Source organism: Bradyrhizobium sp. GW821-FHT13H05, from assembly GCF_058804065.1.
Map to the genome: position 1 here is coordinate 288752 of NZ_JBXAPO010000002.1, position 12573 is coordinate 301324.

Annotated in this window: 11 protein-coding genes; 6 read left to right on the top strand and 5 right to left on the bottom strand. The window is 64.4% G+C overall.

Annotation, left to right across the window (positions count from 1 at the left end; genetic code table 11):
• Window positions 1-28 precede the first annotated feature (28 nt).
• Window positions 29-1273: an ABC transporter substrate-binding protein gene (locus tag AC1RR3_RS05790; protein WP_492820274.1), complete on the bottom strand. Its 1245-nt coding sequence runs from the start codon at window positions 1271-1273 to the stop codon at window positions 29-31.
• 89 nt (window positions 1274-1362) lie between these two features.
• Window positions 1363-2178, bottom strand: a complete 816-nt coding sequence (locus AC1RR3_RS05795; protein WP_492820276.1) for a putative hydro-lyase — start codon at window positions 2176-2178, stop codon at window positions 1363-1365.
• Between the two features lie 120 nt (window positions 2179-2298).
• On the opposite strand from AC1RR3_RS05795, the gene AC1RR3_RS05800 reads away from it, so the two are divergent.
• From AC1RR3_RS05800 to AC1RR3_RS05815, 4 genes are read left to right on the top strand one after another with little or no spacing between them, the layout of a single operon-like run.
• Window positions 2299-3216 (top strand): LysR family transcriptional regulator, encoded by a 918-nt coding sequence (locus AC1RR3_RS05800; protein ID WP_492820278.1) that lies wholly within the window; start codon window positions 2299-2301, stop codon window positions 3214-3216.
• Between the two features lie 32 nt (window positions 3217-3248).
• Entirely contained in the window at window positions 3249-4499 is a 1251-nt protein-coding gene (locus AC1RR3_RS05805) for a Zn-dependent hydrolase (protein WP_492820280.1), read from the top strand.
• Between the two features lie 12 nt (window positions 4500-4511).
• A complete protein-coding gene (locus AC1RR3_RS05810; RefSeq protein WP_492820282.1) occupies window positions 4512-5423 on the top strand; it encodes an NAD(P)-dependent oxidoreductase in 912 nt (303 codons plus the stop codon).
• An 11-nt stretch (window positions 5424-5434) separates the two neighbouring features.
• The gene (locus tag AC1RR3_RS05815; protein ID WP_492820284.1) at window positions 5435-6508 is read left to right on the top strand and encodes a malate/lactate/ureidoglycolate dehydrogenase; all 1074 of its coding nucleotides are present in this window, start codon (window positions 5435-5437) and stop codon (window positions 6506-6508) included.
• Window positions 6509-6569: 61 nt separating this feature from the next.
• Here AC1RR3_RS05815 and AC1RR3_RS05820 read toward each other — a convergent pair whose 3' ends face one another.
• Window positions 6570-7643, bottom strand: coding sequence for a tartrate dehydrogenase (locus AC1RR3_RS05820; protein WP_492820286.1), 1074 nt, complete (start codon window positions 7641-7643; stop codon window positions 6570-6572).
• Window positions 7644-7798: 155 nt separating this feature from the next.
• Between AC1RR3_RS05820 and AC1RR3_RS05825 the strand changes: the two genes are divergently transcribed.
• Window positions 7799-8575: an SDR family oxidoreductase gene (locus AC1RR3_RS05825; RefSeq protein WP_492820288.1), complete on the top strand. Its 777-nt coding sequence runs from the start codon at window positions 7799-7801 to the stop codon at window positions 8573-8575.
• 117 nt (window positions 8576-8692) lie between these two features.
• Window positions 8693-10111 (top strand): amidase, encoded by a 1419-nt coding sequence (locus AC1RR3_RS05830; protein ID WP_492820290.1) that lies wholly within the window; start codon window positions 8693-8695, stop codon window positions 10109-10111.
• Between the two features lie 154 nt (window positions 10112-10265).
• Here the strand turns inward: AC1RR3_RS05830 and AC1RR3_RS05835 are convergent, their stop codons facing one another.
• Entirely contained in the window at window positions 10266-11372 is a 1107-nt protein-coding gene (locus tag AC1RR3_RS05835; RefSeq protein WP_492820292.1) for an amino acid ABC transporter permease, read from the bottom strand.
• Between the two features lie 2 nt (window positions 11373-11374).
• Window positions 11375-12559: an amino acid ABC transporter permease gene (locus tag AC1RR3_RS05840; RefSeq protein ID WP_492820294.1), complete on the bottom strand. Its 1185-nt coding sequence runs from the start codon at window positions 12557-12559 to the stop codon at window positions 11375-11377.
• Window positions 12560-12573 lie beyond the last annotated feature (14 nt).

Genomic DNA, 12573 nt, shown 5'->3' on the forward strand with positions numbered 1-12573 from the left:
TTCGTCCCCCGCCCGCAACCTGGTCGCTTTACTTCATCGGCCAGATCGCATCGGCAACCGCCGCCTGCGACGGGAAGATGGTGACGAACTTGCCGCCGATATATTGCAGCAGCACCGGATCGGCGTCGTTGTTCTGGCCCATGTCGTCGAACTTGACGCGCTTCCAGGGCATGATGGTCTGCTCGCCCGGAATTTCGGTTGCGGCCATCGCGTCGCGGATCTTCTCGCCGTCGGTGGACTTGGCGCGGTTGATGGCGTCCGCGATGATGATCATCGCCATGAACTGCCGCGAGGTGTTATCGTTGAGGTCCTTGCCCGACTTCGCCTTGAACAGATCGTTGATCTTGCCGACCATCGGCCGCTTCGCGGCGAGATCGAGCGAGAAGCTGCCGCGGGTGATCGCGCCTTCGAGCTTGTCGCCGACGGCGTCGTAAAGTGCCTTTTCGGAGAAGCCGGCGGCCTGCGCCACGATGGCGTTCGGCTTGTAGCCGAGCTCGGCCATAGTCTTGACCAGCAGGATGCCGTCGGTGGTGTAGCTCGAGGGCAGCAGCACGTCGGCATTGGCGGCCTTGAGCTGCTGGACTTCAGCCGACAGCGACGGCGAGTTGGCGCGGTACTTGATGTCGGCGACGATCTTGTAGCCGCGTTCGGTCGCGAGCTTGGTCTGGGCGTTGGCGGAGTCGGTACCGAAGATCGTGTCTTCGTGGAACAGCGCCAGCGTGTCGGTCTTGGCGCCCTTCTTCTTCATCGCATCGAGGAAATCGAACATCCCGGCCGAGAACATCTCGTCGTGCGGCGCAGCGCGGAAATAATACTTCAGGCCGCGGCGATGCAGGCTCGGCGAGGAGTTGTCTGCCGACAGGAACGGGGTCTGGTAACGCTCGCAGATCTGGCTGATCGTGACCGCGACCGCGCTCTGATAGGAACCGAGGATGGCGGAGACCTTTTCCTGCGTGATCAGGCGCTCGGCTTCGGCGCGCCCCTTTTGCGGGTCGCCCTGCGTATCGGCGTACACCAGACGGATCTTGGCGCCGCCGAGACCCGGCAAGCCCAGGCCCTTCGCGAGCGGAAGGTCGAAGTCCTGGTCGTTGTTGATGATGTCGACCGCGGTTTCGAACGCGCGTTGCGCATCGACACCCACCTGGGCGCCCGAACCCGACAACGGATAGGTGGCGCCGATCACCACTTCGTTGGTTTGCGCGCGCGCGGCTAGCGGCATCAACGCGGCGGTGGCGGTGGCTCCGAGCAGAACGTCGCGGCGAGTGATCGTCATGGGCAAAGTCCCCTGTTACTGAATTGCGCGTATCGAATGAAGCGATTGGCAGATAGCGTAAAGCCTGAAGAAGCAGCAAACGCTGCCCATTAAATCACGGCCATGGTCCTGTTCTTCAGATCCGTCACCAGCATCAGGCCGGGTGAATGCGTGATTGCGAACGGCACCTTGGCGGCGTTGATCACTGATTGCGGCGTGACGCCGCAAGCCCAGAACACAGGGATCTCGTCATCGGCGACTGGCACGGGATCACCGTAGTCGGGCTTGGCGATGTCCTTGATGCCGATCAGGTGCGGATGACCAAGATGCACCGGCGCGCCGTGCACGGCCGGATAGCGCGAGGTGATCTGCACCGCGCGGATCGCATCGGCCGGCTTGAACGGACGCATCGACACCACCATGGGTCCGGCGAACGGACCGGCCTCGCCGCATGCGATGTTGGTGCGGTACATCGGCACGCGCACATTCTGCTCGATGTGGCGGATCGGCATGCCCTCGTCGAGCAGTGCCTCCTCGAACGAGAATGAGCAGCCGAGCACGAAGGTCACGAGATCGTCGCGCCAGTACTTGGTGACGTCGGTCGGCTCGTCCACGACTTCGCCGTCGCGCCAGACACGGTAGCGCGGCACATCGGTGCGGATGTCGAGATCGGCGCCGAGCGCGGGGATGTGCGGGCTGCCGACGTCGGACATGCCGATGATCGGGCACGGCTTCGGGTTGAGCTGGCAGAAGCGGTGAAAGGCACCGGCGTATTCGGCGGGGAGGATCGCCAGATTGCCCTGGACGAAGCCGGGGGCGACCCCAGCGGTGGAACCCACCTCACCGCCGCGATAGGCGAGCCGGGCCTGACGGCTCGGGAGGGTGCCGGATGTTTCAGTTTGCTGCGCTGCCACCAAAACAGTCATGTGATCGACCTGCCTATAAACTCGACAAAGACAAGCCAACACCAAGCGTGCTATAAAGTCTAATCTTCCTTTCTAATCAATATCGATAAATATTCTTTATCGATCGGGAAAATCGTTCCAATGCTGGACTTCAGATCGATCGAAACCTTCCTCTGGGTTGTGAAGCTCGGCAGCTTTCGCGGCGCTGCAGCACGGCTCAATACGACCCAGCCGGCGATCTCCCAGCGCATCGCCCAGCTCGAGCGCGAGATGGGCGTGAAGCTCCTCAACCGCGATCATCGCGTGGCCTCGCCGACGCCGAGCGGCCGGCAGATGATGGTCTATGCGGAGAAGCTGATTGGCCTGCGCGCGCAGATGATGGCCGAGATCGGCGACCGTTCCGCGATGCGCGGCGTGATGCGGCTCGGTGTGGCCGAGACCATCGTGCACACCTGGCTGCCGCGGCTCGTGAAGAGCGTGAACGAGATCTATCCGAACCTGTCGCTGGAGATCGAGGTCGACATCACGCCGAACCTCACCGCGCGCCTGCTCGCGCAGGAGATCGAGCTTGCCTTCGTGGTCGGGCCATTGTCGGCCTCCGGCGTGCACAATCGCGTGCTCGCCGATTACCCGATCGGCTTTCTCGCCAGCCCCTCGCTCGGCCTCGGCAAGGGACCCGTGACGCCGGCGGAGCTCGCGCGCTTTCCGATCATCACTTTCCCGCGCAAGACCAAGCCTTACGAAGTCGTGCGCGAGGTGTTCGACCGGCCGGAGCTGCCGCCGATCCGGCTGCATGCCTCCGCGTCGCTTGCGACCGTCATTCACATGGCGGTTGAAGGGCTCGGCATCGCGGTGATCCCCGACGCCATCGTCGAGAACGAGCTCGCCGACGGGCGACTGCAACTGCTCGACACCGATCTTGCGATCGCGCCGCTGACGTTCACCGCAAGCTGGCTGGCCTCGCCCGATGTGGTGGCGGTAGAGCGCGTCGCCGAGCTTGCCTGTCAGATTGCGCAGAGCAGCGTTACTGTTGACGCGCCCGCGCTGGCGCGTCATTGAAACAGGCGCCGGACAATCGAGAGACCGACCGCATGAGCCGAGCCGCCACCAACCTGCAAATCGATTCCGCCCGCCTCTGGGGCTCCATCCAAGAGACCGCGCAATTCGGCGGGACGGCCAAGGGCGGCGTGCGGCGGCTGACGCTGAGCAGCGAAGACAAGCAGGTTCGCGACTGGTTCCGCAAGGCCTGCGAGGACGCCGGCCTCGAGGTCCACACCGACGCACTCGGCTCGCAATTCGGTCTGCGCAAGGGCCGCGACATGTCGAAGCTGCCCGTGGGCATCGGGTCGCATCTCGACACGCAGCCGACCGGCGGCAAGTATGACGGCATTCTGGGGACGCTCGGCGCGCTGGAAGTGATCCGCACGCTCAACGACGCCGGCATCGAGACCGAAGCACCGATCTGCATCGTCAACTGGACCAATGAGGAAGGCTCGCGCTTCGCACCGGCGATGATGGCGTCCGCCGCCTATGTCGGCGACTTCACCACCGACGACATCCTCTCGCGCAAGGACATCGACGGCACCACCGTCGGCCAGGCGCTCGACAGCATCGGCTATCGCGGCGACAAGCCGGTCGGCTTCCAGAAGCTCGGCTGCTTCGTCGAGCTGCACATCGAGCAGGGTCCTATTTTGGAAGCCGAGGGCAAGACCATCGGCGTGGTCGATTCCGGCCAAGGCGTGCTCTGGTACGACGGAAAGATCTCCGGCTTCGAGAGCCATGCCGGATCGACCCCGATGCCGCTGCGGCGCGATGCGCTGGCAACACTGTCGGAGATCGTGCTGGCGGTGGAGGCCATTGCGAAGAAGCACGGACCGAAGGCGGTCGGCACCATCGGCGAGGCCGTCATCGCCAACCCCTCGCGCAACGTCATTCCCGGCGAGATCGCCTTCACCATGGATTGCCGCAGCGCGGACGGCGCGATCATGGATGCGCTCGATCGCGACCTGCGTGCCGCCATTGCCGAGATCGCCGTGCGCCGCAAGGTCGACGTCAAGATCGACCTGGTCTGGCGCAAGCCGCCGACGCATTTCGATCCGAAGCTGATTGCCGCGGTCGAAAACGCGGCGAAGACGCTCGGCTACTCCTCGCGCCGCATCACCTCCGGCGCCGGCCACGACGCCTGCAATCTCAACACCGTCATGCCGGCGGCGATGGTGTTCGTGCCCTGCAAGGACGGCATCAGCCACAACGAGCTGGAGGACGCCACACAGCCCGACTGCGCCGCAGGCACCAACGTGCTGATGCACACCGTGCTGGCCATCGCTGGCGTCGCATCCTGACCGGAGAGAGCCATGCGCGGAGTTTTCGTCGACGCCAACGAAGCCCTCGCCATGATCATGGAGCGGCTTGAGCAGCCCGGCGATCCCAAGGTGCGGATCAACAGGGATCCCGACATCAAGCCCGCGCAATATCCTGAGATCCTCGATGGCGCCGAGATCGCGATCGTCGATCACACCGCGCTCCCGACCGAGGTCGCGAAGAAATGCGCAGGGCTGAAACACGTCGTGTTCCTCGGCACCGGCGCGCGCAGCTACATGAATCCTGAGGAGCTCGCCGAGCTCGGCATCTCCGTGCATCTGATCAAGGGCTATGGCGACACCGCGGTGGCGGAATCCGCGATCGCGCTGATGTGGGCCTCGGCCCGCGTCATCGCGATGATGGACCGCGAGATGCGCGCCGGCAGCTGGCTGCGCGAGGACGGCATGCAGCTTACCGGCAAGACGCTCGGCCTGATCGGCTTTGGCGGGATCGCTGCCGAGGTCGCTCGCATTGCATCCGGCAGCGGCATGAAGGTGATCGCCTGGAACCGCTCGCCGAAGAGTTTTCCGGGCGTCGAGTTTGCCGATCTCGACACGGTGCTGGCGAAAAGCGACGTCGTGTCGCTGCATCTTCTGCTCAACGACGAAACGCGCGGCATGATCACGCGCGAGAAGATTTTCGCGATGAAGCCCGGGGTCATCCTCATCAACACCGCGCGTGCCGCTGTTGTCGACGAGGCCGCGATGATCGACGCCCTGAAGTCGGGCCACATCCGTCACGCTGGCCTCGATGTCTTCAACATCGAGCCGCTGCCCGGCGATCATCCGCTGACGAAGCTTCCAAACGTGACGCTGTCGGCGCATTCGGCGTTCCGCACGCCGGAAGCCAGCGAGAACCTGATTGAAGCGGCATGGATCCACTGCCGCCGGATCGTGAAAGGATAAGAGCAACAACAATGGCCGACTATCGCACCATCAAGGCAGAGCCGCTCACCAACGTCGTCCGTGCCATCGTCAAGGCCGGCGGGTCTACGGACCGCGAAGCCGAGCTCGTGTCCACCAACCTCGTCGAGGCGAACCTCAAAGGACATGACTCGCACGGTGTCGGCATGATCCCGCGCTATGTCCAGAGCGTTACCACGGGCGGCCTCGCCGTGAACCAGCACGTCAAGATCGTGCTCGACACTGGTCCACTTCTTACCCTCGACGGCCTCACCGGCTACGGCCAGGTGATCGGCCATGAGGCGATGGAATTGGCTGCCGAGCGCGCCAAGCGCAACGGCGTGTGTCTCGTCGGCCTCTCCAACTCGCACCATATCGGCCGCATCGGCCACTGGGCCGAGCAGTGCATCGACCACGGGCTGGTCTCGATCCACTTCGTCAACGTGATCTCGCGCCCGATCGTGGCGCCCTGGGGCGGCAGCGATGGGCGCCACGGAACCAACCCGTTCTGCGTCGGCATTCCGCGCAGGGGCAAGGACCCCATCGTGCTCGACTTCGCCACCAGCAGGATCGCGCAGGGCAAGACCCGCGTCGCCCACAACAAGGGCGTCGAGCTCGAGCCCGGCACCATTATCGACAACGAAGGCAAGCCGACCACCAATCCGCGCTACACCGTGATCCCGCCGCACGGCGCCATCCTGCCGTTCGGCGAGCACAAGGGTTCGGGGCTGGCGCTGGTGTGCGAGATCCTCGGCGGCGCGCTGTCCGGCGGACAGGCGGTCAAGGGCCCGTCCGACGGCAAGTACAACGTCCTCAACGGCATGCTCTCGATCATCATCGACCCGGGCAAGCTCGGCACCGGCGAGAACCTGGCGCGCGAAGTCGAGAGTTTTGTGGCCTGGCACACCGGCTCGCCGCCCGCCCCCGGCGTCGACAAGGTGAAAATCGCCGGCGATCCCGAGCGCGAAACCAAGACGAAGCGGCTCGCCGAAGGCATTCCGGTCGATCCGACCACCTGGCAGGAGATCCTGGAGGCCGGGAAGAAGTTCGGACTGGATCAGGTGACGATCGAGAAGATCGCGGGCTGAGCAATCCCTATCGGGTTCGTCCCGGCCTCCGCCGGCACGAACCCGTGGTTGGTAACTCGGCTTAGTCCACCATCTCCGCGACCGCCTTGCCGCAGGCCGTCGTGTCGGCGTTGCCGCCGAGGTCCTTGGTGCGCAGCGTGCGCTCGGCGAGCGTGCGCTCGATCGCCTCGACGATCGATTTGCCGGCGACCTTCTCGCCGAGATGGTCGAGCATCATCGCGCCCGACCAGATCGCACCGATCGGGTTGGCAATGCCCTGCCCCGCGATGTCAGGCGCCGAGCCATGCACCGGCTCGAACACCGAGGGGAAATCGCCCTCGGGATTGATGTTGCCCGACGGCGCGATGCCGATCGTGCCGGTACAGGCCGGACCGAGATCGGAGAGGATGTCGCCGAACAGGTTGGAGCCGACCACGACGTCGAACCAGTCCGGGTGCAGCACGAAGTTCGCGGTGAGAATGTCGATATGGTACTTGTCCCACTTCACGCCCGGAAACTTCTTGGCCATCGCCTCCACGCGCTCGTCCCAATAGGGCATGGTGATGGAGATGCCGTTCGACTTGGTCGCCGAGGTCAAATGCTTCTTCGGTCGCGACTGGGCGAGCTCGAAAGCGAACTTCAGGATACGGTCGACACCGGTGCGGGTCATCACCGTCTGCTGCGTCACGAACTCGCGATCGGTGTCCGGAAACATGCGGCCGCCGACGGAGGAATATTCGCCTTCGGTGTTCTCGCGCACCACCCAGAAATCGATATCGCCGGGCTTGCGGCCCGCCAGCGGCGACGGCACGCCGGGCATCAGCCGCACCGGGCGCAGGTTCACATACTGGTCAAACTCGCGGCGGAACTTGATCAGCGAGCCCCACAGCGAGACGTGATCCGGAATCTTCGCCGGCCAGCCGACCGCGCCAAAGTAGATCGCGTCGTGCTTGCCGATCTTCTCTTTCCAGTCGTCGGGCATCATCTGCCCATGCTTCTCGTAATAGTCCCAGGACGAGAAATCGAAATGATCGAAATGCAGGGACACGCCATGCTTCTTGGCTGCTGCCTCCAAAACGCGCAGGCCCTCGGGCATCACTTCCTTGCCGATGCCATCGCCGGGAATGACCGCGATCCGGTATTGTTTCTTGCTCATCGAGAACGTCCTTGGTTGGTCCGGCAGCCGCCGTCTTTTTGACCGCACTGCAATGGACCAAACTCGGCGGCAGTGCAACGCTGCACTGCAATGTTGACCATGGCGCGGCCGAGCGCCTACTGATTTCATCCTGTTCCCACCGAGCGAGTAACCCCATGGATCTGCATCTGCGTGGCAAGCGTGTCCTGATCACGGGCGCGTCCAAAGGCATTGGCGCAGCCGCCGCCGAGGCGTTTGCCGAGGAAGGCGCGCATCTCCTGCTCGCCGCCCGCAATGGCGAGCAGCTCAAGGCGCTCGCCGATCGCCTGCGCTCCGCACACCAGATCGATGCCGCGACGAGCATCGTCGACTTGCGCAACGCAGAGGATTTGGCGCGGCTCGCCAGGGAGGCCGCCGACATCGACATTCTCGTCAACAATGCCGGCGACATCCCGGGCGGGTCGATCGACAAGATCGACGAGGTCACCTGGCGGCACGCCTGGGAATTGAAAGTGTTCGGCTACATCAACCTGACGCGGCAGATCTACGCGCAGATGAAAGCAAAGGGCGGCGGCGTCATCGTCAACGACATTGGTGCTGCCGGCGAGAAATTCGACGCCAACTACATCTGCGGCAGCGCTGGCAATGCCGCGCTGATGGCCTTCACCCGCGCGCTCGGGGGCAAGAGCCTTGCGGACAATATCCGCGTGGTCGGCATCAATCCCGGCCCGGTCGGCACCGATCGCCACGTCACGCTGCTCAAGACGCGCGCGAAGCACCAGTTCGGCGACGAAAGCCGCTACAAGGAATTCCAGAAAAGCCTGCCGCTCGGCCGCCCCGCGCATGCGCGCGAGATCGGCGATCTCATGGCGTTCCTGGCGTCGGATCGCGCCGGCTATACGTCGGGTGTGATCTATACCGTGGATGGCGGCATCAGCGCGGGCTGGGGTTAACTCTATCCGCATCATTGCGAGCGCAGCAAGCAATCCAGAATCCCACCGCGGAAAGACTCTGGATTGCTTCGCTGCGCTCGCAATGACGGAATGCTTGGTAACAGAGGAGCAAAATAGTTGTCTCAAGACCTGATCCGCGAAACCGCCTGCACCGTCGTCGACAAGCTGCGCTCCGGCGACGTCTCGCCGCTCGAACTACTGGATGTGCTGGAGAAGCGCATCAAAGAGGTCGACGGGAAGGTCAACGCGCTGCCTACGCTGTGCTTCGATCGCGCGCGAACCAATGCAAAGGCGTTGATGCAGAAGCCGGCCGGCGCGCGCGGACTGCTCGCAGGATTGCCGGTGCCGATCAAGGATCTTACCGATGTTGCCGGCGTCCTGAACACGCAGGGCTCGCCGATCTTTAGGGATAACATCCCCGCAAAATCCGACCTCATGGTCGAGAACCTCGAGGCCAATGGCGCGGTCGTCTACGCCAAATCCAACACGCCGGAATTCGGCGCCGGCGCCAACACCTTCAACGAGGTGTTCGGTGCGACGCTCAATCCCTGGGATACGACCAAGTCGGCGGCCGGCTCCTCCGGCGGCGCAGCCGTGGCGCTTGCCACCGGCATGGCCTGGCTCGCACAGGGCTCCGACATGGGTGGCTCCTTGCGCAGCCCCGCGGCCTTCTGCGGGGTCGTCGGCATGCGGCCGAGCATCGGCCGGGTCGCGCACACGCCCAAGTCGGGCATTGATCGCAATCTCGGCGTCGTCGGGCCGATGGCGCGCAACGTCGAGGATCTTGCACTGCTGCTGGATGCCATGAGCGGCGACTATGCGGACGATCCACTGTCGCTGCCGGCGCCTGCAACCTCGTTCCTGTCGGCAGCACAAACGGGCAGGAAGCCGAAGCGCATCGCCTATTCACCCGATCTCGGCATCACGCCTGTCGATCCCGAGGTCAAGGCGATCACCCGCAAGGCGGCCGAGCGCTTCGCGGAGGCCGGCGCCATCGTCGAGGAGGCGCATCCGGACTGGCGCGAGGCGCATGAATGCTTCCACGTGCTGCGCGCTTTCGATTTTGCGATCACCAAGGCCAATTTGCTGCGCACCAAGCGCGACCTGCTCAAGCCCGAGGTGATCTGGAACATCGAGGAGGGCCTGAAGCTCACCGTCGAGCAGCTTGCGCGCGCCGAGGCGCAGCGCGTCGGCATGACCGCCCGTGCGATCGAGTTCTTCAGGAGTTACGACCTGCTGCTGGTGCCGACCACGATCGTGCCGCCCTTCCCGATCGAGCACCGCTACGTCGCCGAATGCGCCGGCAAGCGGTTCGACAATTACGTCGAGTGGCTCGGCATCGTCTACGCCATCACGCTGGCCTGCTGCCCTGCGCTCTCGCTGCCCTGCGGCTTCACGGCGTCTGGCCTGCCGGTCGGCGTGCAGATCGTCGGCGCTCCGCGCGCGGATGCGCAGGTGATTGCGGGTGCGAAGGTGCTGGAGGATATTCTGGGCCTGCGCGGCAATACGCCGATCGATCCGAAGGTGAAGAAGTAGCCTCACTCGCGCGCCCCGGACGCAGCGCAGCGCCTCTTCGGCGGTGCGCTGCAGAGCCGGGGCCCATGTCTCAATGACTTCCCGTGCATCTTCTGGGTCCCGGCTCTGCGGCGCAGCGCTTTCGCGCTGCACCTTGTCCGGGACACGAGATGCCCTACCTCGCGCTCGTCGCCTCCAGGCCACGGCTGTAGCGCGACATCGCAAAACAAAAGACAAAGTAGATCGCGGCGACGAAGATGTAGACCTCGACCGAAAACTGCTGCCACGCGGGATCGATGATCGCGGTCTTGGCCGTGGTCAGCAGGTCGAAGATACCGATGATCAGGACGAGGCTGGTATCCTTGAAAAAGGCAATGAACGTGTTGACCAGCGGCGGGATGACGTGGCGGATCGCCTGCGGCAGCACGATCAGACGGTGCTTGCGCCAATAGGACAGCCCGAGCGCGTCGGCAGCCTCATACTGTCCGCGCGGCACGGCCTGGAGGCCGCCGCGAATGACTTCGGCAAGATAGGCGCCTGCGAACAGGATGATCGCGACCTGGGCGCGCAGCAGCTTGTCGATGTTGAATCCGCTGGGCATGAACAGCGGAAACATCACGCTCGCCATGAACAGCAGGCTCACCAGCGGCACGCCGCGGATCAGCTCGACATAGAGCACGCTGAGCGAGCGGATCGCCGGCAGTTTCGAGCGCCGGCCGAGCGCGACGAGGATGCCGAGCGGGAAGCCGAATGCAAGACCGAACGTCGCCAGGATCAGCGTCACCGGCAATCCGCCCCAGCGGTCCTGCGAGACAAAGGAGAGGCCGAGCACGCCGCCCCACATCAGCACGCTGATCAGCGCCAGCGCACCGATCCAGAGATAGACCAGCTCGCGTCGCCAGAAGGCACGGCGGCTGGAGAGATAGAACAGCGCGATGAACAGCACCACCGACAGCGCCGGCCGCCACTGCTCGTCGAACGGATAGGTGCCGAACAGGATGAAGCGGTACTTTTCCGGGATGATCGCCCAGCAGGCGCCAAGGCCGCGCACGGCACGGCACGCACTGGAGTCATTCGCCGGTGTCAACCAGACTGCATTGGCGATACCCCATTGCACAAAGCTGAAGACGCCCTTGGCGAGCACAGCCAGAAGCACGACCGAGAGGATACCGTTCGGGATCGACGAGAACAGATTGGTTCGGAGCCAGCGCAGCACCGGATTTCCCATCTGCGGGCGGCGGGCGGCGCGCGGTGCGTCAGGAATGTCCGTGATCGCCGTCATGCTCAGCGCTCCACCAGCGCGATGCGCGAATTATACCAGTTCATGAAGAAGCTGATGCCGAGGCTGATGGTCAAAAACACCGCCATGATCAGCGCGATCGCCTCGATCGCCTGCCCGGTCTGGTTCAGCGTGGTGTTGGCGACCGAGACCACGTCCTGGTAGCCGATCGCGACCGCAAGCGAGGAGTTCTTGGTCAAATTGAGATACTGGCTCGTCATCGGCGGCACGATGACGCGCAGCGCCTGTGGCAGGATGATCTGCCGCAGCATGAAGCTGCGGCGCAGGCCGAGCGCGTTGGCGGCGTCCCACTGGCCGCGCGGCACCGACTGAATGCCGCTGCGCACGATCTCGGCGATGAAGGCTGAGGTGTAGGTGACGAGCGCGATCAGCAGCGCAAAGTATTCCGGCGCAAGCGTCAGCCCACCGACGAAATTGAAGCCGCGCAGTTCCGGCCATTCGATCGTCCAGGGCACGCCAAGCGCCACGGACACCGCCGCCGGCAGCGCGAGGACAAGGCCGACCGCAAAGGGCCAGGCCGGCCTCGGCTTGCCGTCCCGCATCTGCTGCGCGATCAGCCACCGCTGGATCAGAAAGAACGCGGCAAGCCCCAGCACCGCTGCGCCGAGCACCCAAAGCTGCGGCGAACCAACCGGAATGGCCGGCAGGATCAGGCCGCGATTGGAGAGAAACACGCCCTCGACAGGCCTGAACGCCGCGCGTGCAGCCGGCAGCGTCTGCATCAGCACGTACCAGAACAGAAGCTGGAGCAGCAGGGGGATGTCGCGGAGGGTTTCGACATAGACCGCCGCGAGCCGCGACAGCAGCCAGTTGGCCGACAGCCGCGAAATGCCGATCAACGTGCCCAGGATCGTCGCGAGCACGATGCCGATCACGGCGACGCGCAGCGTGTTGGCAATGCCGACGACGAAGGCCCAGAGGTAGCTGTCTCTCGGACTGTAGGCGAGCAGGCTGTCGGCGATCGGCATGCCGGCTTCGCGACCGAGAAAGGCGAAGCCTGTCGTGATGCGACGAGCCGTGAGATTGGTGACGGTGTTGGACCAGAGGAAGGCGATGACGGCGACGACGATCCCGACGACGAGAACCTGCCAGAACAGCCCCTTCAATTCGTTGGGCCCGGGCGCGAGGAAGCGGCGGCGCGGCGGCGGTCTGGGAAGATCGGCGGTCACAGCACAAAAATCCT